Genomic DNA, 23738 nt, shown 5'->3' with positions numbered 1-23738 from the left:
AGTCCGCCCGTTCGCCATCAACCCTCAACAAAGCCCTTCCAGGAAGCCATGTAGTCGATAAAGGCCTCCCCGAGCCCCTCCCGGCGCAAGTACGCCGCGGTCACAGGGTTCGGCGTGGGCGTAAAATCAGGGTTTGATAAAACTCTTCGGGGGAAATCGTGGTGCAAAATAGCTGAGCGGCCCACGACGGCAAAATCGGCTCCGGCTTCGATACAGCGGCGGGCGTCCTCGGCACCGCGGATTTTTCCCGCAGTGCCCAGGAGCACATCACCACGATCCAGCTCGGTGAAGCACTGTAGCAAGGTTTTCCCGTCGAAGCCCTCTTCCTCGGGCGCCTTGAAAGAATCCCACAGGGACATGTCCAGAAAATCGATCTTCCCCTCGCGCATCAACTGTTGTGCGAGCGTCTGCATCTCGGCGAGCCGGATGTCAAAGCGCTCTGCAGACAGACGCACTCCCAACAGAAAGTCAGCGCCGCACTGAGCGCGCACCCCGTCGATAATATCCAGAAGCAGCCGGCTCCGGTTTTCCAGAGAACCACCGTACTCATCATCACGCTGATTAATGCTGGGACTCAGGAACTGCGCGAGCAAATAACCATGAGCGCCGTGGAGCTCTACACCGGTGAACCCGGCTTTTTTGGCCCGCCCGGCGGCAGCAACAAAATCGTCGCGCAGACGCAAAACCTCACTATGGGACAGCCCCCGGGCACCGGATTTCTCGTTATCGCTAGGGCAATGAGGCTGCTCGCCAATAAGATCCCGGGGCGAACGCATCCCCGCATGATGAAGCTGCAGGACAGAAACACTGCCCTGTTCGTTAATCGCGGCAGCAAGACGACTCAAACCTTCGAGATGATTGTCGGAGAAACACCCTAACTGCCCGGGAAAACCACAGCCCGCTGCCTGCACGTGGGAAGCGCAGGTCATGGTGAGGCCAAAGCCACCCTCGGCGCGCTTGCTCAGCCAACGATACTCGTCGTCGCTGAGAGTACCGTCAGGGTGACTCTGGAGGTTAGTGAGGGGCGCGAGCATAAAGCGATTGGGCATAACGGCCCCGCTTTTAAACGCAAGGGCGTCAGACAAAGAAGCCATAGAGGAATCCCGTACCATGAAAGAGGGAGCGTATTTTGTCGGGACTTATCGGGGGTGTACAGGGCCGATGACGGCATATTGTGAAAGGCAGGATGTGAGCTATCTGTTATCGTCATTTTTTCTGCTGCTCCTTGTATGGCTTGGACCTGACAGACTGCCTTTGGGAGCGCTGCTGTTGCCATGGGGCACCGAGGCGCAATTTAAAACGGGCTCTGGAGCTCAAAATCTGCTAAGCTGCGCAACCGTTAAAAACGTCAAAAATATAGTGAAACCCTAGTCATGGCCAAGAAACCTCTGAGAACAGCCGGTAAAAAGAAAGCGCCGGCAGCCGTAGAGACCTCCTCCTCCCTGGAAGACAAAGTAAAAGCCTTTTTAGAAGCTGGCGGCGAAATCGAGCAAATCAAGTCTGGCGTCAGCGGCCAGGCCAACATGGCAGCTCCCAAGGCAAAATCAGCAGCGAGCAAAAGCGCCAGCTAAAACTGCTCCAGAACCGTCGCTTTGCAGCGAATAGTCTGAAACGCAGCGCCAGGATTAACGAGGCGTCCACTGCAAGCAGAAGGCACGAATATCGATTACACCGATGAAGCGCTGAACACGCTGCAGCACGTGTTCGGCTACCCGGCCTTTAGACCACCCCAGCAGGAGATAATCAGCACTCTGCTCCGGGGGGATGACGCCTTGGTCATCATGCCCACCGGCGGCGGAAAATCCCTGTGCTTCCAGATACCGGGGCTGCTTCGCGAAGGCTGCGCCATCGTTGTCTCACCGCTGATTGCGTTGATGCAGGATCAGGTAGAAGCGCTGCAGCAACTGGGCGTGCGTGCCGCCTTTCTGAACTCCAGCCTCGCCCCCGAGGAGGCCCGCTCCATTGAGCAGAACTGGCTCGACGGCAGGCTGGATCTTCTCTACGTGGCGCCGGAGCGTCTTCTGCAACCGCGGATGCTCGCCCTTCTGGATCAGCTGACCCCCGCGCTCTTTGCCATCGACGAGGCTCACTGCGTATCTCAGTGGGGTCACGATTTTCGCGAGGACTACCTGCAGCTGAGCGAGCTCCATCAGCGCTACCCCCAGATACCCCGCATCGCACTCACCGCCACGGCCGATGCACGGACGCGACAGGAAATCGCTGAGCGGCTTAATCTGACGGCGGCGAAACACTTTCTCGTCAGCTTTGATCGTCCCAATATCTGTTACCGCATCGCTCTCAAGGACAACCCCCGGGGGCAATTGCTGCGCTTCTTGCAGGATGAGCATCGGGATGATGCGGGCATTGTTTACTGCCTGTCGCGCAAACGGGTGGATGAGACAGCCCGCTGGTTGGAGGACCAGGGCTTTAGGGCACTCCCCTACCACGCGGGACTCCCTGCGGACACCCGAGCCGATCATCAGCGGCGGTTTTTGCGTGAGGATGGCATCATCATCGTGGCCACCATAGCCTTTGGCATGGGCATCGATAAACCCGATGTGCGCTTCGTGGCGCACCTCGACCTGCCAAAGACTGTGGAGGCCTATTATCAGGAAACCGGCCGTGCGGGGCGGGACGGACTGCCGGCCAATGCCTGGCTGGTGTATGGCCTGCAGGACGTCATCACGCTGCGACAGATGCTCGATCAGTCCCAGGGCAGCGAAGTCTATAAACGGGAAGAGCAACACCGACTCAACGCCATGTTGGGCCTCTGCGAGGTCACCAGCTGTCGGCGACAAGCGCTCCTTGCCTATTTTGATGAGGAATTAGCAAAACCCTGTGGTAACTGTGACAGCTGTCTGAACCCGGTGGCCACCTGGGACGGGACCGAGGCGGCGCAGATGGCCCTATCGGCGGTCTATCGTACGGGCCAGCGCTTCGGGGTGAACCATCTCATCGATGTGCTGCGAGGGTCCGAGAACGACAAGATCTTTCAAAACGATCATCACCACCTACCCACTTTTGGCGTGGGCAAAGCGCTGGATGCGCGGCAGTGGAAATCGGTGTTCCGACAACTCGTCGCCAGGGGCCTTCTCAGCGTGGACATGGAGCGCTTCGGTGCACTGTGTTTGCAGGAGCCAGCGCGCGCCGTACTCCGCGGCGAAGCTGAAGTGCTCCTGCGCCAGGATCCCAAAGGCAGCACCGCCCGTCGCACCACAAAAAATGTACTGCCCGAGCACATCGACGTCGGCCTCTGGGAAGCCCTCCGGGAGTGCAGGCGGCAGCTGGCAGAGGATCAGGGCATCCCTCCCTACATCATCTTTCACGACCGCACCCTACAACTCATCTGTGAGCAGCGCCCCGCAAGCGTCGCGGAATTTGCCGCCATCTCCGGCGTGGGTGACCGCAAACGCGACAAGTACGCCGAAGCCTTTCTGGCGGTGGTTAAAGAGAACGCAGGAAACCAGTGACCTTCAGCTAAACCGCCGACAGCTTGCAAGGAGCTGCTCGACGTCGTCGTCAGACACATCCTGATGAAACACCCAACGCGTCCCCGAGATACGAATGCCGTCTTCCTCAAGGTGCGCCTGCAGGGGCTCCACATCCGTCACCGCGTCCAGCATCACCATATTGGTCTGCGGTGATTCCTGAAGCTTGAATGCAGGAAGAGTTGATAACGCATCCGCCACGCGCCGTGCCTTTTCGTGATCTTCCCGCAAACGCTGCACGTTGTTTTCCAGCGCATAGAGCCCCGCCGCTGCCAGAATGCCCGCCTGGCGCATACCGCCGCCAAGCATCTTGCGCCAGCGTCTCGCACTGCGAATAGTCTCTGTATCACCGACGAGAAGAGAGCCCACGGGACAGGCAAGCCCCTTGGACAGGCAGATAGAGACCGTATCGAAGTGCTGGCAGATCTGCGCAACGGGCACATCCAGCGCCACTGCCGCATTAAACACCCGCGCACCATCCAGATGCCGTTTGAGTCCCCATTGACGGGTCAAATCGCTATAGCGCTGAAGATAGTCCAGGGGCAGCACCTTCCCCGCCTGGGTGTTCTCCAGGCATACAAGCCGCGTGATGGCGAAATGCGCGTCATCGGGCTTGATGGCTTTTTCCACGGCATCCAGAGGTAATGATCCGTCGGCGGCAAAGGGCAGCGGACAGGGCTGGATACCGCCCAGCACCGCCGCGCCGCCGCCCTCATACATATAGGTGTGCGCGCTATGGCCGACGATGTACTCATGCCCCCGTCCGCAGTGACTTAGAAGGCCCAAAAGATTGGACTGGGTTCCCGTGGGCGCAAACACCGCCGCGTCCTTTCCCGTAAGCGCCGCAGCATAGTGCTCCAGGGCATTTACTGTGGGGTCTTCGCCATACACATCGTCCCCGGTGTCCGCGCCGCGCATGACCTCGAGCATTGGCGGGGTGGGTTTGGTTACAGTATCGCTACGCAGATCAATCATGAAGGGAGGAGCTCTCTGTCAGTTTCGGACAAAATAGTAAACGAAAAACTATCGACCGCGGGCACGGAACAGGTTTTACTCTGGGGGTACAGGGGCAACGAGGCCAGAATTTTTGTCGCGGCTCCGAGCATAGAGGTGAACAACAAATGGATTGGGACACAAATCGACGAGCATTCATTCAGGGGGCCGCCGCCGTTGTAGCGAGCCAGGCCCTCCCCGGCAGCGCTGACACCTCTTCAGATAATAGCTATGAGGACATGTTGGTTATCGATGCCCTGTGCTTTGGCAAGGAATGGGGGGAGGAGGTTTTTGCGGCCCTTCGCGCCGCCAACTACTCAGGCATCATTGAAAGTCTGCCGCGCAAGAATCTGCAAACGGCGATTGATGCGCTGCTGGACTGGCGAAAGCGCGTAGAGAACCACAGCGAGCAACTGATGTTTGCGTTGCAGGCAGAGGACTTTCGACGCGCAAAGGACTCCGGGCGCACCGCGGTAATGATGAACTTCCAGAACTCCACCATGCTCAATGGTGACGTTGATAACATCGACGCGCTTTACGCCCTGGGTATGCGATCTTTTCAACTCACCTATAACTTTCGCAATCTTGTAGGAGACGGCTGCCTGGAAAGAACCAATGCGGGGCTCTCGGACTTCGGACTGGAGGTGGTGGAGCGCATGAATGACACCGGCGTGCTCATCGACCTTTCCCACTGCGGCGATCAGACGACCCTGGACGGCATCGCGTTTTCCAGGCGCCCTGTGGGAATCACCCACACCATATGCGATGCCCTGCGCAGTCATCCCCGGGCGAAAACCGATGAGCAGATTCGGAATTGCGCAGAGAAAGGCGGCGTCATTGGCATGGTGGCCCTGGGCTATTTTGTCGGACCGGATCCCGGCGGCGACACCACCATCGAGCACTATGCGGACCATATTGAGCACGCGGTGAACGTTGCAGGCATTGAGCACATCGGCGTCTCTACGGACTACCCACCCCAGGGCATTTCGCCCTGGGCCACCTATGAAGAGTGGTTCGTTCCGCGCACGGGGTACTTTAAACCGAGCTACGAGCTGCGCTGGCCGCCCTGGATCCCTGCCCTCGACTCGACGGACCGCTATCGCAATCTCATGGCGGTGCTGGACCGCCGAGGGTGGAGCTCCAAGGACATGGAGCGCCTCCTCGGCCTCAACTGGCTGCGCCTTCTTGGCGATACCATTGGCTAAACCACAGTAAAAATAACAGGAGATAAGGCATGCAGGGAGTAACTGACAAAACCGTCATCCTCACCGGTGGTGCCGGCGACATCGCCAAGGTCGCGGTTCAGCGTTTCGTGGACGGGGGTGCCCGGGTCATGCTCGTCGATTTGGATGAGAACAGTTTGCGGGAAATCGCCTCCCAGTATGATGAAGCCACCGTTCGTTACACGGTGGCCGACGTCACCTCGGAGGCGGATACGGCAGCCTATGTCACGGCCACAGTGGAAGCTTTTGGGGGTGTCGATGTGCTTCTCGCCAACGCCGGCGTTGAGGGTCCGTCCGCCCCGGTGAGTGAATTCGACTTACAGAGCTTTCAGAGAGTGCTTGACGTTAATGTGTCTGGTGTCTTCCTGGGAATCAAGCATGTCTTTCCGGTTATGGCCGCTAATGGCGGTGGCAGCGTCGTGATCACCTCCTCCGTCGCGGGCGTCAGCGCCACGCCGGGTATCTGTGCCTACGGAACCAGCAAGCACGCCGTTATCGGGCTCATGCGCGCCTGCGCCAAAGAAGGAGGCCCCCAGAATATCCGGGTGAACACCGTGAATCCTTCTCCGGTAGAGGGACGGATGATGCGCTCTCTGGAATCCAGACTTATGCCCGAAGATCCCACGGCCCAATACGAAGCTATCAAGGCCGCAATTCCCCTGGAGCGCTATGCGGACCCCGAGGATGTGGTAAACCTGATGCTGTTTTTAGCCAGCGAGGAGAGTCGTTTTCTCAACGGCGCCACCTACATGGTCGATGGCGGCATGACCGCATAGACGGGAACGAACACAAACATCCGCAGAAGAGATGAACGACTACCCAATCCTATATAGCTTCCGGCGCTGCCCCTACGCCATTCGCGCGCGCATGGCACTGGCCTACGCGTCCGTCCCCGTGGAGCTTCGCGAGGTGCTTCTCAAGGACAAGCCCAGGCCAATGCTGGAGGCATCTCCCAAAGGGACTGTTCCTGTGCTGATCTTAAATGACGGCAGCGTGATTGATGAAAGCATCGATGTCATGCACTGGGCGCTGAATCAAAACGATCCGGAGCACTGGGTGACAGAAAAAAGCAGCCATGATCGCGACGCACTGGTGACTGAGAATGACGGCAGCTTTAAAACCTGCCTCGACCGCTACAAATACGCCGACCGGCATCCGGAGCATCCTGCACATCACTACCGCGAGGAAGCCTGCAGGTTTTTGCAGGAGCTTGAATCGAGGCTTGCAGACTCTCCATGGCTCTCAGGAAAGGAGAAAGGCTTTGCGGATATCGCAGTATTTCCCTTCATCCGTCAGTTCGCTGGCGTCGACAGGGCGTGGTTTGATCAATCACCCTACCCTCATCTTCGTCACTGGCTGAACGACCTCCTGGGCCACCCGCTTTTTCAGGCGGTTATGGCGAAGCATACCCCGTGGAAGCCGGGGCAGGCCCGCGTCGTTTTTCCCGGCAGTCAGTAAAGCATCCGGGCTTCGGATTAGCTTTCGCGCCACTCCAGCCGGATACCAAAAGTTCTCCCCGGCTGGAGAGGCGCGACGTCATCTGCGGTGGAGCGATATTCTTCATCCAGGATATTGCTGAGGAAAAGCTCGGCCTGCCAGCGCCTGGCTACACGCTGCGTAAAACGGGCATTCCATATCACGGCGGAATCCAGAGGTAACTCATCGGCGCCGAACTCTTCTCGGGAATCCCGGTAACTCAAGTCGCTATAGAAACCCCGTTGCTCCTGCTCCCAGCTGAAAAAGTATCGCAGCGAGGGTGGGTTCAGGTCTGCCAGGGTATTCCCCTCATCGTCTTCACCCCCCTGCCACTGATAACTCAGCCGGTGGTGCACCACGCCTGTCTGAAAACCCAAATCCAGTTCTATGCCTTGAATGCTCGCCCCGTCGAGATTGCGGTAAGACACCAGTTCGGGCCCCACCGGGTAGCGCTCTATGTAGTCCTCCAGATCGCTGTAATACACCGCCGCACCGGTTTGCAGCGTTGACCCCAAGGGCGCGTACTGCAGCGCCAGCTCACCGCTACGCCGGGTTTCGGCATTGAGGTCCGGATTGCCCTGCACCTCACCCCGGGGAGTCGTGCCGTTGAAATACCGCTCGCTAATACCTGGAAAACGAAAGCCCGAGGCCAGCTCGCCGCGCATCGTCCAACTGTCGCTCAGGCTATAGTCCACTGCAGCGCTCGCGGACCACTGTCCGTCAGAGCTGCTTTGCGCCCGGGATGACTGATCCATGTGGTCGAAGCGCATACCACCGCTGAAGCCCAACCGGCCGAGGGTCCATTGCTGATCAGCGAAGACCGCGACGGTATCTTCCTCCCCTTCGACCAAGGTTTGTTGTATTAACAGCGTACCGTCTACCGCAAACTCCTCATCGTCAATGGATACGCCACGACGGCCTACCCATTCCAAGCCAACACTACCGTTACCGGACAGCATCGAGGTGTTGGCCTGAAAGAGACCACCCACGGTGTGCGCTTTGTAACTCGTCAGGTTGCGTCGCTCTCCTACGCGCTCCACGTCTGCCTCCCAATCCTGCAGGTGGTGATAGGCGCGGAGAAACCAGTCACCGCCGGCGCGAAGCTCCAGCTGGGTGACAGAGTGGTTATCGCTGGGATAACGGCTGATTCTGCGCGTGGGAAACAGCGCATTACTCTTGCCGATGTCCCGACTCACACTCCCGAGCCAACTGTAATTAAGGCTCAGAGCCCCAAGATCACTATTACCGGCGAAGGTGCCTGCCACCTGCTCAAAGGCGGTATTTAGTGTGCGACCGTCAGGCCCATCGCTGCCCTGTGCTTTGCGGACGCTGACACCACCGGACAATCCGTCCCGGTTACCGGCGAGCGCCGAAAGCGCAAATTGTCCACCATTGCTGGCACCCTCCGCCCTGAGGGACCGGCCCTCAGGGATACGGGAGTCAAGACTGACGACACCACCCATGGCACCGGACCCGTAAAGGGTCGACGAAGCGGACTTATCCACCGCGACCTGGGCGATAAGATCGGGAGGAACAAAGGACGCAGAATTCCCTGCCCGTCGATCCGTGATGATGGGTACACCATTGAGCTCCGTGCGAACCCGCCAACGGCTGAAACCGCGGATACTGTAGGCCTGAAACAGCCCACCCTGACCGTTCAGGCTGACACCGGGCAACTGCTCAAGCCAGTCACCTACCGTGCGATTCATCGAAACCTGCTCATCAAAGGCTATCAAGTCCGTTGTGCTTGCCCCTAGCGCCGGGAGCAACACGTCGCGGCGGCCGACTACGCGCACCTCTTCCAGGGTGCCGGCCTGAGGCAGCCCCGAAACCGGAACCGCAAACAATGCAAGCCAAGCAATTGCCGACAGAGACAGAGGTGCAGCGGTTGCTGAGCGCAGTGCAGACATAATGGTAGAATAACCCCTCAATTTGAGGGTGCGACTGTACGCACTCAGGCCCCGGACTTAAACCCTCGTGCAGCTAATGACCACAGCTAATGGCTAACGCTCAGGGCAACGATAAGGACCCTGCTAGACTTTTACGGCTTGCCACCCTGGCCTCCGTGGCCACGGCCTGCTTGCTCATAGGCATCAAACTCTTCGCCTATCTTCAAACCGGAGCCGTAAGTCTTCTGGCATCGTTGATGGACTCCCTGATGGACGCAGGGGCATCACTGATCAATCTCATCGCCGTGCGCTACGCGCTCACCCCTGCGGATAAAAACCATCGCTTCGGGCACGGCAAGGCCGAATCCCTGGCGGCATTGATTCAGGCGGTGCTCATCCTGTCCACCAGCGCCTTCCTGATTCATGAAGCGCTCCATCGATTGCTGACTCCGGTCCCCATACTTGCGATAAAGCCGGGCATTGTTGTGATGCTGTTGTCGATGGTGATAACCACTTTTCTGGTTGTTTTTCAAAGCTATGTCGTTCGCCAAACCGGATCCACCGCGATTCATGCCGACTCCGTTCACTACCGGGCTGATTTGCTCAGCAATGGGGCTACGCTGCTGGCGCTGCTACTGACCAGTCAGGGCATCGTTCAGGCAGACCCGGTGTTTGCGCTGTTTATCGCCGCCTACCTGCTGGTGTCTACACGAGAGATACTCAGACAGGCCCTGAATGAGTTGTTAGACCGGGAGCTACCCAAAGCAGAGCAGCAGCGCATCACAAAAATCGCCCTATCGCACCCGGCAGTGAGAGGTATGCACGACCTGCGAACACGCCAGTCGGGGCGAACATCCATCATCCAGCTACATCTGGAGATGGATAACGACATCTCTCTGGTAAAAGCCCACCGTATTGCAGAGGACGTCGAGACAGCGATAATTGAGCATTATCCCGGGGCAGACATTGTGATTCATCAGGACCCTCTGGGTGTCACAGAGGTGCAACGCTGGCAGCCTGACGATTAACCCGGTTCCAGCGCAACCACGCCGCCCCCAACCCATCACCACAGCAGGAGACTCTCACACCATGGATTATAAAAAGCTAGGTAACAGCGACATTGATGTCAGTCTCATCTGCCTGGGGACCATGACTTTTGGCGAGCAAAACAGCTATGAAGAAGCAGCTGAGCAAATGGATTACGCCGTGAGTCAGGGCGTAAACTTCTTTGATGCGGCCGAAATGTACCCCGTACCCCCCCGCCCAGAGACTCAGGGAGAGACCGAGAGCATCATTGGCCGGTGGCTGGAGAACCGGGGTAAGCGCGACGATATCGTGCTCGCCACCAAAGTCGCGGGGAGGAGCCTGCCCGGTGGAGACTTCGACCATCTACGCGCCGGTCCGCGCTTGTCCCGGGAACATATTCACCAGGCCATGGACAGCTCGCTGCAACGGCTGAAAACAGACTACGTGGATCTTTACCAGGTGCACTGGCCCGAGCGCATCACCAACTTCTTTGGCCAGTTAGGCTACCGCCATCGGGGTGATGATGGTGTTGCCATAGAAGAAACACTCTCCGCCTTGGGCGAACTGGTGACCGCCGGCAAGGCGCGTGCTATCGGCATCTCCAACGAGACGCCGTGGGGGGTCATGGAGTATCTGCGCGTCGCCCGGGAGAAAAATCTGCCACGGGTGCAGTCCATCCAAAACCCCTACAGCCTGCTCAACCGGAGTTTTGAAGTGGGTCTGGCTGAGATGGCCATTCGCGAACAGGTGGGGCTGTTAGCTTACTCGCCCCTCGCCTTTGGCATGCTGAGCGGCAAATATCGTGGAGGCGCCCGGCCCGCCGGCGCCCGCCTCACACGCTTTGAGCGTTTCAGTCGTTACACCAATGCGCAAGCTGAGGCCGCAACCGAGGCCTATGTTTCCCTTGCTGAAAAAGCCGGCCTTGATCCCGCCCAGATGGCGCTGGCCTTTGTAAACAGTCGAGAGTTCACCAGCAGCAACATTATCGGCGCGACCACCATGGAGCAGCTACGTACAAACATTGCGAGCGTAGACGTGAAGCTTGACAAGGAACTCCTTCGGGAACTCGAGGCCATACATCAGGCTTACCCTATTCCGGCTCCCTAGGGTCTGTTTGCGATTGCCTGGCAGGGAACTTTGCTCTAGCTTTGACACTGCAATTCGGCTGCAGGTCAGGGAAGGCAGCAGCATTAGCAGCGAGACTGACAGCCTCAGTACTCGCAACAGCAGGCCCTAAAAACTGAGCGGAAACAACGGAGAATCAAGCATGGCAAAGTCCTTTGGGCTCGACAGTTTCCTGGTCCGATGGCTATTTGCCGTCGCGCTGGTGTTTGGCACCTACAATCCAACGGCCTTTTCTTACATTGGCTGGTTGCGTTCCGATAACTTTGTTTTCGGCCCCCTGCCGGCGCTGGTGGGCGTAGCCCTCATCATCGCCTGGCTGGTTTATCTCCGAGCTACCTTTAACTCTCTGGGGTGGCTTGGCATTGCCCTCGGTACAGCCTTGTTTGGGTGCATAATCTGGCTGTTTATTGACCTGGGCTTGATGAGCACTCAATCCACGGGCGCGCTGACCTGGTTCGCCCTGTTACTGGTGTCGCTGCTGCTGGCAGCCGGTATGTCCTGGTCTCATATCAGACGGCAACTGAGTGGCCAGCTTGACGTCGACGACGTAGAAGATTGAGAAGATATAAGACCAGGCAAAAAAAACCCGGAACCTGTGGTTCCGGGACAAAGCGGCCATACCTTTCCTATGTCCGCTGGGGTCGAAATACCAGCCCTGGCTGGCCAGCGCTCAGAGACATTTACTGCGCGTAGCTCACTTTCTGCTCGCCCTCTGTAGACGTCAGGGCAACACCGTCGTCCGTCGCGAGGCTGCTGGCCCCATCGCCGCTCACGGAGCACACAATCACAGTGTTCTCACCGTTTTTGGGGTTAACCATGAGGCGGAGGTCCGTCTCGCCTGCGCGGCGCTTTATGCTGCGCAGACGTGTGCGCGTGTTGTCGCCGTAATAGGCGTTGATATCCGCCTTGCACTGCGCGAGATTTTCACGGTCCTGCTTGGCGGCAAACGCTGATACAGCGCTCGTGGCAAGAATAATACCGATACTGGAAACAAGGATCTTCTTCATGGTGGTTCTCCTTTGTAGATGATGGAGGCCACTATAGTTGCTGCAAATATGAAGCGGAATATCCGCTATTGACTAGGCTTGCTGCGTTTTTGCAACACCCTTCTCGTCGTCACAGCAGCTGTCAAAGCGAGGGCGGAGCAGGGACAGTTCCTCGGCGAGAATCTCCCGCAAGATGCGCATACGTGCTGACAGACGCAGATCCTTGTGCGTCAGAACCCAGAGATCGAAATAGTGATGTACACCTTCTCCCGGCACTCGCACCACCTCCGGGTGGTCTCTGAACATGGCACAGGCGGCAAACATCATACCCATCTTGGCACGTACAGCCTCTACCTGGAGGGTAATGGCAGAGACCGCATGCCTCACCGGTAAGTGACCGTTTTTACAGACCTTTTTCCAGGAGTCGTCGTAATTATTACCATGGAGACCGATCCAGGTGAGATGACTGACATCCTCCGGGTTGTCCGGGTTCAGCAAATCCCGATGCACATAAGCGGAAGCGGTCATCGCGGAAATCTTTCGACCAATAAGGTTCTCCGGAGGGGATGACCCGGTAAGAAAGATTCGGATTGCGATGTCCGCCTCCCGGCGCCCAAGATCCAGGGCATCCGGACTGCTGATCACCTCCAGATCAATACCGGGATAGTCGCTGGCGAATTGGGCAAGCCGTGGCATCAGCACGTTAAAACCGCTGGCGGGAGGGAGCGTCAGGCGGATAGTCCCCTGTAACTCCTGATCGGTGCCGGTGACCTGACGTTCCGCAGCAAGCATCAGCTCCTCCACATGCTCTGCGGTGGGCAGAAGGTTCTCTGCCGTCTGGGTCATGCGGTAACCCTCGGGGGTTCTATCAAACAGTCGCGATCCCAGATCGCGCTCGAACTCATCGAGGCGGCGAGTCACTGTCGAATTGCTTACACCCAACTGCTGCGCGGCGCCGCGGGCTGAGCGTTTCCGTGACAGCGCCAGAAGAATTTTCAGGTCATCCCAGTCCATGGGGTCAGGAATAGATCGCTGAGAACGCGTCAATAAACGGCTGCATCTGATCGTCCGGCAATGCGTTGATGCCCGCCGCCGCCGCACGACCACCACCGGTATCAAACTGACGACAGAGCGTATCTGCGTCTCGCTTGTCCTTGAGGGGTGCGCGGACACTCACCAAAAAGCCACCCTCCGGTTTACAGGTCAACACGGCATGGGCGCGCCGAGGCGTGGCATTCGCCAGAGAGTTGCCAAAAACGCCGCTCACCCGCCGTGCCCAGGGCGCATCGGGCAAGACAAAGATCGCTGCGGATTCACTCTCCCATTCCGGCGAAATCGCTGCCGCATTGCTCATGTCGCCCTCATAGCCCTGCTCCAGTTTTTCAAAACTGGAAATCGCATCCCGGGCAAACTGTCGGGGTTCCGCATAGCCATGCATCAACTGATAAAGCTCTGCGGGATGAAAATGCAGATCACCCAGCACCGCACCGTAGCCGTTGTAGTTCACGTAGGTACCCAGGCGCTTGTAAAGTTCTACGGTGTCTTCATCCAGATCCAGGGTGCGGGCTACCGCCCTTGCGCTGTCATCAAGATTGTCTCCAAAGGCGCCCACCACGGCCCAGTGGGCATAGGCGCCGCGGAGGTGTCCGTTCACGAGAAGACTGGTGCACACGTCCGACGCCGGGTTAATCAGCGCTTCAAGATTGGGGTGCTCGGGAATAGCCCCCGCAAAATGGTGATCACAGTAAAAAACTTGCGCCCCCGCCGCCAACAGCACTTCCAGGGGTTTGCGGTTTTTGTCCAGAGACACATCCAGCACCGTCGCCCTGTCCACCGTCGCGGGATCCAGTGCCTCCAGCAGTTGAATGTCGCGTTTCACGCCCGTGAGAAGCTCAGCGTCGAGGGGCATGGCCTGACGCAGCTGCAACAGCGCACAGATACCATCGGCATCACCATTAAACACATCAAAATTTTTCATGGCGTCAGTATGCCGTGAGTGACGCAGAGGGTCGAGATGGGATTGCTACTGCCCGATGACAGCCGGAGCCGGAAAACCGCCGGAGTGTAAGCCGCCCCCGCCCTAGACGTCGATCGCCGCCGCTTTGGGGAACAGCTTTTCGACGTTGGCGACTTCGGTCTCCGTGGGCAGCGCACGACGCTTCCCGGCGCGGCCCTGTTTCACCCAGATATGATCGTGGCGAATTTCGTGATTGGCGAAACCGCTCACCGCCTCTCGGAGCACTTCGGTAATGCCCTGACAGTCCATGGCGTCACAGCGCAGCATCAGTTCCTTGAGTGCAACACCCACCTGGCCATGGGAGAGGCATTCTTCTTCCGCACGCATGATCATGGGATGTCCGGTTCCGCTCACGGAGGTGCCCAAGAGAAGCTCTTCGTGGAGTTTTTCTCCCGGCCGCAGACCGATGAAATCGATATCAACGGCGTCGTATTTATCCCTACCAGTACCCACTTCATGTCCGCTCAAGCGAATCATGCGCTTCGCAAGATCAACGATCCGCACAGGTTCGCCCATATCCAACACAAAGACATCACCACCCGTGCCCATAGCACTTGCCTGAAGTACCAGGTGCGCCGCTTCCTGGATACTCATGAAGTAGCGGGAGACCTCGGGATGGGTCACCGTCACCGGCCCCCCTGCCTCGATCTGCTCGCGGAAAAGCGGTACCACGGACCCTGAAGAGCCCAGTACGTTACCGAAGCGCACCATGCAAAATCGCGTGGCACTCTCTTCGCCCGCGAGTCCCTGGAGAATCAATTCCGCAAAGCGCTTGGATGCTCCCATGATATTGGTGGGTCGCACTGCCTTGTCCGTGGAAATCAATACGAAGGTCTCGACCTTTGCCAGACGCGCAGCCTCCGCGGCATGCCAGGTACCAAACACGTTATTAGCTACACCCTCAGCCACATTATGCTCAACCATGGGCACATGCTTGTAGGCCGCCGCGTGGTATACGGTCTGCACGGAGAAAGTTGTAAAAATAGTTTCCATGCGTCGCTGGTCACGGACGGAACCCAGCAGGCAGAAGACGTCAACGGGACGCTGCTGACGCAGCAACAGATCCTTGAGCTCACGTTCAATGCGATAGAGCGCATACTCTGAGTTATCTAAAAGCACAATCTGCCTGGGACCGGCCTCGAGTATCTGGCGACAAAGCTCGGCACCGATGGACCCACCTGCACCGGTCACCATGACGACCTTACCGGTGATGCAGCGATCAATGAGTTCCGGATGCGGAGGTACTGGATCGCGACCCAGAAGGTCATCGAGGTCGATATCCTGTATCTGACTGACCATGGCGGCGCCGCCTACCAGCTCGTTGATCTTGGGCACCGTGCGCACATGCACCGGCAAACCCACCAATGAGTTGATAATTTCCCGTCGCCGCTCCGCAGAAGCAGACGGTATAGCCAGAAGCACCTGGGTGATCGCGTGCTGCTCGATGAGACGCTCGAGATCCTTGGGCCAGGCAACCTGCAGGCCGTTAATCACGGCATGCTGCGCTCGGATATCGTCGTCTACAAACGCCACCACGCGGTACTGGTCGCCATGGTGCAAAGCAGTGAGCAACTGACGTCCCGATTCACCCGCTCCGTAGATCAGTACATTTTTACCACTGGATCGCAATCGCGCCTGGTAACCCGCCCGCACAATCAGACGGGAGCCGCCGATGGTGAACATCGCCAGGGCCCAGTAAACAAAGGGCATGGATCGTGGCACGTCTGCCTGGGTAAAGAATATTGCCGCGCCCAGAGCGAGAGTGGAGTAGCTGACCGCCTGAATGATGGTCCAGATCGCCTGCTGCCCCATAAAACGGATAATGGCGCGGTAGAGCCCCATGCGCAGAAACACCACGGCGCTTGCCAACATCGTCAGTGCAGCGCAGAAAAGCTCCACGCTGCCCGGCGGCTGGGAAAAGGATGCAAAGGGATAACCGAAGGCAACGATGAGTGACAGGGCTACAAAACCCATGTCCACGCCAAGAACCATGGCCTGCTTGACGTTGCGAGGCACTTCGACAATGCGGAGAATAAACTGGACGGGAACGTCCACCGCTGCGCGCAGTCTCTCCACCAGGTTTTGGGCCGGTTTATTCAATCGTTTTTTCACTCCGCGCTGGTTGTGCGCACATCGGCTTTTGTTTAAGCGCGCTTTTGATAATAAACGCTGTGTTGGGTGCCGACTTATGAAATGAAGCTTACTGTATACGCCGCAATTTCGCTATGAGAAAGAGTTGCGGGAATAATCCCAGGACCAGTAACGTCCATTGGGGAACCGCACTGAACACGGTCATGAGCGCCAGGGGCAACAACCAAAACCCGTGGAGGAGCAGCAGCGCGCCATCCACCCGGGCATGGGAACCCCAGTGGCGCGCCAGACGCTGATAACAATGGCTGTTGTGAGCCTGGGTCAGATGTTCTCCGCGAAGAGCCCTGGCCACCAGCGTGATACCGGTATCCAAAAGAAAGGGGCTCATTAGAAGAAGCCAGGCGATCGGCGATAGAACGCCACCCTGCCAGGCCCAAAGCCCCAGCCAGCCCATAAGAAACCCAGCACTCAGGCTTCCCGCATCACCCATGAACAGCTTTGCGGGCGGCCAGTTGAAGACCAGGAATCCTCCATAGGCTCCGGTCCCTATCACGCAAAGAATGAGAAAATCCCGCTCCGCGCCGCTCACGGCGCCAAGCACAGCCATTCCGCTGGTCACCAGTGATGTCTGTAATGCCGCCAGACCGTCAATACCATCCATAAAATTAGTGAGATTCAGTAACCAGGCAAAGCTCAGAACCAACAGCGGCCAGGCCCACATCGGCACTGACAGCCTGTCGATGGAAACCATCACGGCTATGACAGATAGCATCAGAAATACCGGCAAACGCAAAGCGACGGGCAAGGGCCGGCGATCATCCCAGGCACCCAGAAAGCAAATAGCGATCAGCGAGCCAGCCATAACCGCCGAGGCGCGATTGCCTGCGTAGTTGCCCGAAAGCTGCGCTGCCAGGAGGCTTGTAACGATAGCGGCAACAATCACAAGACCACCGGAGCTCGGGGTTACCATTGCGTGGGCACTGCGATGATTAGGCGCATCGAGCAGTCGCCAGCGGCGTGCCAGGGGAAGGTAGACCGCGGTCCCCAGCAAACTCAGGAGCAGAGCCAATAATCCAAAGCTAGGAGGCATCGAAAGAGACTCCCAAACTGGATTCAAAATTCAGAGAGGGGCGAAAGCCCAGGGCATCGAAGCCCGACGACGCATAGCATTCGTCCCCGGTGAGACGTGCCCAGCTCTGTCCGCGAGGCTCCCTGCGTAGGCCATCGAGAAGTGCACAGGCAGCTTTCCAGGCGAAGGCCGGCGGCGACGGCAACCAGGGCTGCCCCGCTCCGGCCGCGCACAGGGCGCTGTGCAACCGGCGGGTGCTATAGCGCTCGCCATCGGTCACGGTGAGCCGCGTCTGCCCATCTAGCGGCGCGCTCCCCAACTGCGTCAATAGCGCCACCAGATCTGCCAGAGCAATCATGCTCCGCTCGCCGCCGGGCGGCGGCCTGGGCAGATGAAGCCGAGTCCAGCGCCGCAGCCAGCGCAGGTGCCCCAGGGCATTCTCGCTGTACACCAGGGCGGGGCGCACAATAACCAGTTCGATGTCGGCATCCTGACAGCAGGCTTCGAGACCCGCTTCGGCCAGGGCCTTGGATTGTGCGTAGGGGTTGGAGGATTCTGCCAGGGGCAGGAGTTCACCGGTGGAATCGTCGTACTCAGCCCTGCCTGCTTTCACACTGCTTACAAAAACCAGGCGGCGCACACCTGCGGCTATAGCCTTGGTCGCCAGAGCCACGCTGGCATCCACATTAACAACCTCATAGGCACTCAGGTCGCCCCGCTGATGCGCAATACCCGCAAGATGAAAGAGAACATCCACCCCCTCCAGGGTCACATCCCAATCCCGGATGTTGAGGTCCCATTGGCAATGTCTGCCGGGGGTCACAGATTGCGGACGGCTTCCCGGACGGAATTGCATAGTCAGCGAATACCCGCGTTCGGCGAGCGCCGGCACTAATGCCCGCCCGATGTATCCGTTCGCTCCTGTTACGAGGCAATGCGCGCCCTGCATTCTCCACCGACTCCACCCAAACGCTGCGGCAGAATGGTGCGCGTATGGCGCAAAGAAATAAAGGGGGCCAAGCCCCCAAAGATGACAGACGTTCCGCTCAGCGGATACGGAGAAGCAGCCGATTACGCTCCACCGTGGCCGCGCCGATGCCCGTCACCTCCGAAAGCTCTTCAATAGATTCAAAGGGACCAAACTGCTCACGGTAGCGCACGATGGCTTCCGCTTTGCTGCCGCCTACACCATTGAGCCCCTCCGCCAGCTCCACAGCCGAGGCATTGTTGATATTAACGCCTGCCCCCTCCTGCTCGAGTTTTTGCTCTACAGCCGTTGTCTGGGCAACATTCACGGCCTCACCCTGAGCCAGCGCGGGGGCTGCCGGCACACACAACTGTGCAGCAAAGGCGGCCACCGCCAGCAGGGGCAGACTCCGGTTGCGCGCCGGACAACGCTTAAAGGGTCCCTGCCCGTTGCCAGCCCAGGCGGCACCAGCGCTTTGATCAACCTGTCGAGCCATCTGATGAGCGACAGCGGAAAACGTTAAACGACGAGTATTTAGTTCTTTCACGGTGTGACCTCCTTGTCATCGCGTGATTTATGGGGAACGTGACCTCACTCGGCGGCTGCGCCAGCGTCTGCGCTGAACCGGCTCCATGGGCCACGAGAGGAAGAGTAACAGCGATTCAGAGAATCACGACCCGACTGGTCGCATCGGGCTGAAGGGGATCGCGCTGAACCATTTCAGCACCCGAAGCTGCTCGGGAGCACTAGGCCATCAACACGCATAGGATCACGAAAAAAACACGCGTGGGTACATAGACGCTGTATGTCAGCGTCGGACGAGAATCAAAGAAGGACTACAGAGAGGCGTTGATTGCCTGCAAAGCAGCGGCAGGGTCTTCGGCCCGCGTTATAGGCCTCCCAACCACCAGATAACTTGCACCGGCAGCCACCGCTTCCGCTGGCGTGAGTACCCGTCGCTGATCGTCCGCGACAGAACCCGCCGGACGAATGCCCGGCGTAACCAGTGCAAAGGAAGCACCGAGACTTTCTCGCAACGAGGCGGCCTCCTGTGCGGAACACACAACCCCCTGAAGTCCGCAGTCCCTGGCCAGCCCGGCCAGTCGTAGCACCTGCTCTTCCAGAGAGCCCCGGTACGCCAGTTCAGCAAAGTCACCGGCATCCATGCTTGTCAGCACGGTAACGCCGATGAGCAGCGGCGGCTTTGGCAGGCCGGCAATGGCATCCACGGATGCCTCTAGCATGCGGCGCCCGCCACTGACGTGGACGTTGGCCATCCACACACCCAGATCGGCGGCGCTGCGCAGGGCCCCGGCGACGGTATTGGGTATATCGTGAAACTTGAGATCCAAGAACACGTCAAAGCCCAAAGACTGCAGCCGCTCCACAAGAGCAGGCCCTTCTGCGGTAAACAACTCCTTCCCCACTTTGAGTCGACAAGCCGTGGGATCCAACGCATTCGCCAGTTCCAGCGCTGGCGCCATCTCGGGATAGTCCAGGGCTACGATCACCGGGGAATCGACGTTACTCATGGAACTACTCCGTTTCTGCTGTGCGTATGGTTCTGAAGGTGCCCCAATATTTGCAGCCAGGACAGAACCACAGGAGATGTCTGGCGGAGAAACCACAATGACCGCAACGATAGGCCGGGCGAACTTCAATGAGGCGATCCAGCAACACGCCCAGCATCGACAGGGAATCGCCCGGGGTACCGGGTTTGTCCTCCTGCTGGATACGAATCAAACGCAGCAACCCCCTGAGAGAAGGCGCCTCCGCGAGGCGATGCGCCAGAAACCCATGGGCCGCGGCGTTACCCTCGTCCCGTCGGATGTCATCCGCGACGGCGATCATCAAGGGTGTAGACGGATGTTCATCAAGGCAGCGACGAAGATAAGTCGAGAGAGCGTTTTCCTCACCCAGCGCCGCGTAGCACTCCCGCAGGGCGGGTATGGCTTCCGGCAGAAACTCTGCGTGCTGCTCTACAACCCGGGTCAGGGCCTCGATGGCCTGCCGGTGATTGCCGGAGGCTGCCTCAATACTTCCAAGCTCCAGGGAGGCGCGGGCGCAGGCCGGATCACTACGCAACGCCGCCTGGAGCAACTCCCGGGCATCATCGCGCCGTCCTTCTTCTGCCACCTCAAGGGCCAGTTCGCAATAAAAATGCGCCAGTTGCACGGGAATGGGCTGACCGGAAAGTTGCGTTGCCTGGGTCTCTCCACCCAGGAGGCTACGCCGGGGCAAGAGGCCTTTGGCTTCATCTATGGCACGCTGCCATTCACTCTCAGAGCGATAAATCTCCACGAGATAAAGACGACTGATGTCGCGCTGCTCGTCGGACTCCTCGACCAGATCCTGAAGCAGGGTTTCAGCCCGGTCCAGAAGACCGGCTGATATGTAGTCTCTGGCAAGCTCCAGGTGGGCAATGTGCATCTGTGACCTGGGCAGCTTAGGCCGGGCAAGGAGGTTTTGATGAATGCGGATGGCCCGGTCAACTTCACCGCGGCGCCGGAGCACATTTCCAAGGGCAATATGCGTCTCCAGGGTTTCACTGTTGACTTCCAAAGCACTGATAAATTGATCAACAGCGCCATCGGGACGCCCGTCGAGGAGGTAGTTAAGGCCTCGATAGTATTGACTGGGTGGCCCGGGCATAGTGCCACGATTGCCGCCAAGACTGCGGCGACCTAACCACCAGCCGCAGGCCACCGCGGAGAACAGCAAAAAGAAGACCAGCGCGTCATTCACGCGAGACCAGGCCCTTCGCGCGTAACTGGTCAAGTTCCGCCTGGGAATTTGCTATCTGCCGCCGCGCTGCCATGAGTCGGGCCCGGAGTCTCAGCACCGCAAAGGACGAGAGTAACAGTCCCAGAACACCCCCGAGGGCAAGCGCACCCAGCACCCACAGTGCCAGGCTACGGGGAGGGAGGATCATGAAGAGCACATCCAGGGGCACGGGTTGTGCATTTTGCAGCGCAAACAGCACACCCACCGCGGCCATGGCAGCGGCAAGAATCAAAGCTAACAGTTTTCGCAGGAAACCCATCAAAAACAGACTCAGAGACCTGCCTGAAGGCCGAGGTTCACCCGGTCCCTGAGTTCCTTGCCGGGCTTGAAGTGAGGAACGTATTTACCCGTGAGCTCCACCGCATCGCCGGTCTTGGGATTCCGTCCCCGGCGAGGCTCCCGGTAATGGAGTGAAAAACTGCCAAAGCCGCGGATTTCGATTCGCCCCCCGGCGCTCAGTGAATTCGACATTTGTTCAATGACCGTTTTCACCGCCAGCTCCACATCTTTGGTGGATAGCTGGGTTTGCTTCAGGGCGATGGCTTCTATGAGTTCACTTTTTGTCATTCCGGGGCGATCCCAAACTATGGTCAATCAACTATCGGTCACCCTGGTGGCCTGGCGCGACGAAACCCTGTTCACCGCAGCCCTCCCTCAGGACCCGTATCGTGACATTGTGTACGCCTCCACAAAATCACGCAAGTTCTTATTTTTTATGGAAAATTCACACTGGGCAGGCAGCCCCTCTGAGCCTTTACACCCGCCTTGTCACCACCCAGGCACAAAAAAGGGCCCCGAAGGGCCCTTTGATCATCACCAGCCTGCTTAGGCAGGCGACTACCGTGGTCTTACTGACCGCCCATCTGGGCCTTGATCAGGTCACCGATGGTACCGGGCGACGATGCCTCAGCTTCATCTTTCAGCGACTTGACGGCTTCTTTCTCATCGTCGAAGTCCTTCGCCTTGATCGACAGCGCTACGCCGCGATTTTTGCGATCGGCAGAGATGATTTTGGCTTCAACCGTGTCACCCACCTTGAACTCACTGCGTGCATCTTCAACGCGTTCACGGCTGATATCAGCGACCTTGAGAATACCTTCAACCTCTTCCGCCAGCTTCACGGTCACAAACTTGGGATCCACTTCGATCACTTCACCCGTGACGATGCTCCCGCGATCATTAACAGCGATGTAGTTGCTGAAGGGATCGTCTTCCAGCTGCTTAACGCCCAGGGAGATACGCTCACGCTCAGGATCCACAGAAAGAATGACGGTCTCAATCTCATCGCCTTTCTTGTAGTTGCGAACCGCTTCTTCGCCCGTTTCGTTCCAGCTGATATCAGACAGGTGCACCAGGCCGTCAATATTGCCCTCGAGGCCAATAAAGATACCGAAGTCGGTGATGGACTTGATCACGCCAGAGATACGGTCCCCCTTGCTTGCGCCAGAAGCGAAAGCGTCCCAGGGATTCTGCTGGCACTGCTTGATACCCAGCGAAATACGACGACGTTCTTCGTCGATATCCAGCACCATAACTTCAACTTCGTCACCCAACTGAACAATCTTGGAGGGATGTACGTTCTTGTTGGTCCAGTCCATTTCGGAAACGTGTACCAGGCCTTCGACACCCTCTTCGATCTCGGCAAAGCAGCCGTAATCCGTAAGGTTGGTGACTTTGGCCATGACACGGCTACCTTCAGGGTAGCGACCAGTGATCTCAACCCAGGGATCTTCGCCCAGCTGCTTGAGCCCCAGAGACACGCGATTACGCTCGCGATCAAACTTGAGAACCTTGACGTCCAGTTCCTGGCCAACTTCCACAATCTCGGAAGGATGCTTGATGCGCTTCCATGCCATGTCCGTGATGTGCAGCAGGCCATCAACGCCGCCCAGATCAACAAAGGCACCGTAGTCCGTGAGGTTCTTGACCACACCTTTAATCGACTGGCCTTCCTGGAGTCCGGCCAGCAGAGCATCACGCTCAACACTGTTAGCCGCTTCCATAACCGCACGACGGGAAACAACAACGTTGTTGCGCTTCTGGTCGAGCTTGATGACTTTGAAGTCGAGCTCTTTGCCTTCCAGATGCGCGGTGTCGCGAACCGGACGCACATCCACGAGGGAACCGGGCAAAAATGCGCGAATCGTATTCACATCAACGGTAAAGCCACCTTTGACCTTGCCATTGATGACACCTTTAACCACTTCTTCAGCGGCAAAGGCGGCTTCGAGATCTTTCCAGGACTCAGCGCGCTTGGCTTTTTCCCGGGACAGTTTGGTTTCACCGAAACCATCCTCTACCGTCTCCAGCGCGACCTGGACTTCGTCACCGACGCTCAGGCTGCATTCGCCCGCTGCATCAATAAACTGCGCCCGGGGTATAACACCCTCGGACTTGAGTCCCGCGTGAACGGTAACCCACTCGTTGTCGATATCGATGACAACACCGGTGACAATGGCGCCGGGCTGCATATCGACGGTTTTTAAACTTTCTTCAAAAAGATCAGCGAAGGATTCGCTCATTACACAAGTACCTGTTAGTTGGGTTGGCGCCAGGCGCCTGCCGTTTCTCCAGCAGAAACGACTCCAGTTTCAATAAAGCTCC

The 23738-nt window shown here is 58.1% G+C and carries 23 protein-coding genes; 8 read left to right on the top strand and 15 right to left on the bottom strand.

From position 1 onward, the window contains the following. Positions 1-17: 17 nt before the first annotated feature. A complete protein-coding gene (locus tag ACTG3T_RS09540) occupies positions 18-1094 on the bottom strand; it encodes an NADH:flavin oxidoreductase (RefSeq protein ID WP_439102035.1) in 1077 nt (358 codons plus the stop codon). Positions 1095-1373: 279 nt separating this feature from the next. Here ACTG3T_RS09540 and ACTG3T_RS09535 point away from each other — a divergent pair, with 279 nt between their 5' ends. Then, positions 1374-1571, top strand: coding sequence for a hypothetical protein (locus tag ACTG3T_RS09535; RefSeq protein ID WP_439102034.1), 198 nt, complete (start codon positions 1374-1376; stop codon positions 1569-1571). A gap of 90 nt (positions 1572-1661) precedes the next feature. Further along, positions 1662-3470 carry a DNA helicase RecQ gene (recQ, locus tag ACTG3T_RS09530; protein ID WP_439102055.1) on the top strand — a complete coding sequence of 603 codons (1809 nt, stop codon included), beginning with the start codon at positions 1662-1664 and terminating at the stop codon, positions 3468-3470. Positions 3471-3473: 3 nt separating this feature from the next. Here recQ and ltaE read toward each other — a convergent pair whose 3' ends face one another. Further along, positions 3474-4463 (bottom strand): low-specificity L-threonine aldolase, encoded by a 990-nt coding sequence (gene ltaE / locus ACTG3T_RS09525; RefSeq protein WP_439102033.1) that lies wholly within the window; start codon positions 4461-4463, stop codon positions 3474-3476. Positions 4464-4609: 146 nt separating this feature from the next. Here ltaE and ACTG3T_RS09520 point away from each other — a divergent pair, with 146 nt between their 5' ends. The 3 genes from ACTG3T_RS09520 to ACTG3T_RS09510 are packed head-to-tail and all read left to right on the top strand — an operon-like array spanning position 4610 to position 7162. Beyond that, positions 4610-5686: a dipeptidase gene (locus tag ACTG3T_RS09520; RefSeq protein ID WP_439102032.1), complete on the top strand. Its 1077-nt coding sequence runs from the start codon at positions 4610-4612 to the stop codon at positions 5684-5686. 29 nt (positions 5687-5715) lie between these two features. Beyond that, complete coding sequence (locus ACTG3T_RS09515) at positions 5716-6480, top strand: SDR family NAD(P)-dependent oxidoreductase (protein ID WP_439102031.1); 765 nt, start codon at positions 5716-5718, stop codon at positions 6478-6480. A 31-nt stretch (positions 6481-6511) separates the two neighbouring features. Beyond that, a complete protein-coding gene (locus tag ACTG3T_RS09510) occupies positions 6512-7162 on the top strand; it encodes a glutathione S-transferase (protein WP_439102030.1) in 651 nt (216 codons plus the stop codon). A gap of 17 nt (positions 7163-7179) precedes the next feature. Here ACTG3T_RS09510 and ACTG3T_RS09505 read toward each other — a convergent pair whose 3' ends face one another. Next, positions 7180-9090 carry a TonB-dependent receptor plug domain-containing protein gene (locus ACTG3T_RS09505; RefSeq protein WP_439102029.1) on the bottom strand — a complete coding sequence of 637 codons (1911 nt, stop codon included), beginning with the start codon at positions 9088-9090 and terminating at the stop codon, positions 7180-7182. A gap of 89 nt (positions 9091-9179) precedes the next feature. Between ACTG3T_RS09505 and ACTG3T_RS09500 the strand changes: the two genes are divergently transcribed. The 3 genes from ACTG3T_RS09500 to ACTG3T_RS09490 all read left to right on the top strand — a co-directional run bounded on the left by ACTG3T_RS09500 (position 9180) and on the right by ACTG3T_RS09490 (position 11779). Continuing rightward, positions 9180-10097, top strand: a complete 918-nt coding sequence (locus ACTG3T_RS09500; RefSeq protein ID WP_439102028.1) for a cation diffusion facilitator family transporter — start codon at positions 9180-9182, stop codon at positions 10095-10097. 61 nt (positions 10098-10158) lie between these two features. Further along, the gene (locus tag ACTG3T_RS09495) at positions 10159-11202 is read left to right on the top strand and encodes an NADP(H)-dependent aldo-keto reductase (RefSeq protein ID WP_439102027.1); all 1044 of its coding nucleotides are present in this window, start codon (positions 10159-10161) and stop codon (positions 11200-11202) included. Between the two features lie 160 nt (positions 11203-11362). After that, positions 11363-11779: a DUF6524 family protein gene (locus tag ACTG3T_RS09490; protein WP_439102026.1), complete on the top strand. Its 417-nt coding sequence runs from the start codon at positions 11363-11365 to the stop codon at positions 11777-11779. A 121-nt stretch (positions 11780-11900) separates the two neighbouring features. Here ACTG3T_RS09490 and ACTG3T_RS09485 read toward each other — a convergent pair whose 3' ends face one another. From ACTG3T_RS09485 to rpsA, 12 genes are all read right to left on the bottom strand, one after another. After that, positions 11901-12227, bottom strand: coding sequence for a hypothetical protein (locus ACTG3T_RS09485; RefSeq protein ID WP_439102025.1), 327 nt, complete (start codon positions 12225-12227; stop codon positions 11901-11903). A 72-nt stretch (positions 12228-12299) separates the two neighbouring features. Further along, positions 12300-13253 carry a LysR family transcriptional regulator gene (locus tag ACTG3T_RS09480; protein ID WP_439102024.1) on the bottom strand — a complete coding sequence of 318 codons (954 nt, stop codon included), beginning with the start codon at positions 13251-13253 and terminating at the stop codon, positions 12300-12302. Further along, entirely contained in the window at positions 13225-14184 is a 960-nt protein-coding gene (locus tag ACTG3T_RS09475; protein WP_439102023.1) for a DHH family phosphoesterase, read from the bottom strand. Before ACTG3T_RS09475 ends, ACTG3T_RS09480 begins: the two co-directional genes overlap by 29 nt. A 102-nt stretch (positions 14185-14286) precedes the next feature. Then, positions 14287-16323 (bottom strand): polysaccharide biosynthesis protein, encoded by a 2037-nt coding sequence (locus ACTG3T_RS09470; RefSeq protein WP_439102022.1) that lies wholly within the window; start codon positions 16321-16323, stop codon positions 14287-14289. Between the two features lie 100 nt (positions 16324-16423). Then, on the bottom strand, positions 16424-17404 hold the full coding sequence (locus ACTG3T_RS09465; protein WP_439102021.1) for an MraY family glycosyltransferase: 981 nt from the start codon (positions 17402-17404) through the stop codon (positions 16424-16426). After that, positions 17394-18332: an NAD-dependent epimerase/dehydratase family protein gene (locus tag ACTG3T_RS09460; protein WP_439102020.1), complete on the bottom strand. Its 939-nt coding sequence runs from the start codon at positions 18330-18332 to the stop codon at positions 17394-17396. Before ACTG3T_RS09460 ends, ACTG3T_RS09465 begins: the two co-directional genes overlap by 11 nt. Before the next feature lie 97 nt (positions 18333-18429). Next, on the bottom strand, positions 18430-18897 hold the full coding sequence (locus tag ACTG3T_RS09455) for a ComEA family DNA-binding protein (RefSeq protein WP_439102019.1): 468 nt from the start codon (positions 18895-18897) through the stop codon (positions 18430-18432). 289 nt (positions 18898-19186) lie between these two features. After that, positions 19187-19882, bottom strand: a complete 696-nt coding sequence (gene pyrF, locus ACTG3T_RS09450) for an orotidine-5'-phosphate decarboxylase (RefSeq protein ID WP_439102018.1) — start codon at positions 19880-19882, stop codon at positions 19187-19189. A 4-nt stretch (positions 19883-19886) separates the two neighbouring features. After that, positions 19887-21095 carry a lipopolysaccharide assembly protein LapB gene (lapB, locus tag ACTG3T_RS09445; protein ID WP_439102017.1) on the bottom strand — a complete coding sequence of 403 codons (1209 nt, stop codon included), beginning with the start codon at positions 21093-21095 and terminating at the stop codon, positions 19887-19889. Next, on the bottom strand, positions 21088-21393 hold the full coding sequence (locus tag ACTG3T_RS09440) for a lipopolysaccharide assembly protein LapA domain-containing protein (protein WP_439102054.1): 306 nt from the start codon (positions 21391-21393) through the stop codon (positions 21088-21090). The genes lapB and ACTG3T_RS09440 overlap by 8 nt, the downstream gene beginning before the upstream one ends. Positions 21394-21404: 11 nt before the next feature. Next, complete coding sequence (ihfB, locus tag ACTG3T_RS09435; protein WP_439102016.1) at positions 21405-21701, bottom strand: integration host factor subunit beta; 297 nt, start codon at positions 21699-21701, stop codon at positions 21405-21407. A gap of 281 nt (positions 21702-21982) precedes the next feature. Then, the gene (gene rpsA, locus ACTG3T_RS09430; protein ID WP_439102015.1) at positions 21983-23656 is read right to left on the bottom strand and encodes a 30S ribosomal protein S1; all 1674 of its coding nucleotides are present in this window, start codon (positions 23654-23656) and stop codon (positions 21983-21985) included. Positions 23657-23738 lie beyond the last annotated feature (82 nt).

It is taken from the genome of Congregibacter sp., from assembly GCF_965660375.1.
Lineage (GTDB): Bacteria > Pseudomonadota > Gammaproteobacteria > Pseudomonadales > Halieaceae > Congregibacter.
This window is presented reverse-complemented; position numbering and strand designations above follow the sequence as displayed.

Bases quoted from the DNA above. Each gene is read 5' to 3' on its own strand.
- ACTG3T_RS09510 (WP_439102030.1), top strand. From the start codon at position 6,512: ATGAACGACTACCCAATCCTATATAGCTTCCGGCGCTGCCCCTACGCC.
- ACTG3T_RS09440 (WP_439102054.1), bottom strand. From the start codon at position 21,393: ATGGGTTTCCTGCGAAAACTGTTAGCTTTGATTCTTGCCGCTGCCATG.
- ACTG3T_RS09485 (WP_439102025.1), bottom strand. From the start codon at position 12,227: ATGAAGAAGATCCTTGTTTCCAGTATCGGTATTATTCTTGCCACGAGC.
- ihfB (WP_439102016.1), bottom strand. From the start codon at position 21,701: ATGACAAAAAGTGAACTCATAGAAGCCATCGCCCTGAAGCAAACCCAG.
- ltaE (WP_439102033.1), bottom strand. From the start codon at position 4,463: ATGATTGATCTGCGTAGCGATACTGTAACCAAACCCACCCCGCCAATG.
- ACTG3T_RS09520 (WP_439102032.1), top strand. From the start codon at position 4,610: ATGGATTGGGACACAAATCGACGAGCATTCATTCAGGGGGCCGCCGCC.
- ACTG3T_RS09465 (WP_439102021.1), bottom strand. From the start codon at position 17,404: ATGCCTCCTAGCTTTGGATTATTGGCTCTGCTCCTGAGTTTGCTGGGG.
- ACTG3T_RS09490 (WP_439102026.1), top strand. From the start codon at position 11,363: ATGGCAAAGTCCTTTGGGCTCGACAGTTTCCTGGTCCGATGGCTATTT.
- ACTG3T_RS09495 (WP_439102027.1), top strand. From the start codon at position 10,159: ATGGATTATAAAAAGCTAGGTAACAGCGACATTGATGTCAGTCTCATC.
- ACTG3T_RS09475 (WP_439102023.1), bottom strand. From the start codon at position 14,184: ATGAAAAATTTTGATGTGTTTAATGGTGATGCCGATGGTATCTGTGCG.
- rpsA (WP_439102015.1), bottom strand. From the start codon at position 23,656: ATGAGCGAATCCTTCGCTGATCTTTTTGAAGAAAGTTTAAAAACCGTC.
- ACTG3T_RS09500 (WP_439102028.1), top strand. From the start codon at position 9,180: ATGGCTAACGCTCAGGGCAACGATAAGGACCCTGCTAGACTTTTACGG.
- pyrF (WP_439102018.1), bottom strand. From the start codon at position 19,882: ATGAGTAACGTCGATTCCCCGGTGATCGTAGCCCTGGACTATCCCGAG.
- ACTG3T_RS09515 (WP_439102031.1), top strand. From the start codon at position 5,716: ATGCAGGGAGTAACTGACAAAACCGTCATCCTCACCGGTGGTGCCGGC.
- ACTG3T_RS09540 (WP_439102035.1), bottom strand. From the start codon at position 1,094: ATGGCTTCTTTGTCTGACGCCCTTGCGTTTAAAAGCGGGGCCGTTATG.
- ACTG3T_RS09460 (WP_439102020.1), bottom strand. From the start codon at position 18,332: ATGCAGGGCGCGCATTGCCTCGTAACAGGAGCGAACGGATACATCGGG.
- ACTG3T_RS09505 (WP_439102029.1), bottom strand. From the start codon at position 9,090: ATGTCTGCACTGCGCTCAGCAACCGCTGCACCTCTGTCTCTGTCGGCA.
- ACTG3T_RS09535 (WP_439102034.1), top strand. From the start codon at position 1,374: ATGGCCAAGAAACCTCTGAGAACAGCCGGTAAAAAGAAAGCGCCGGCA.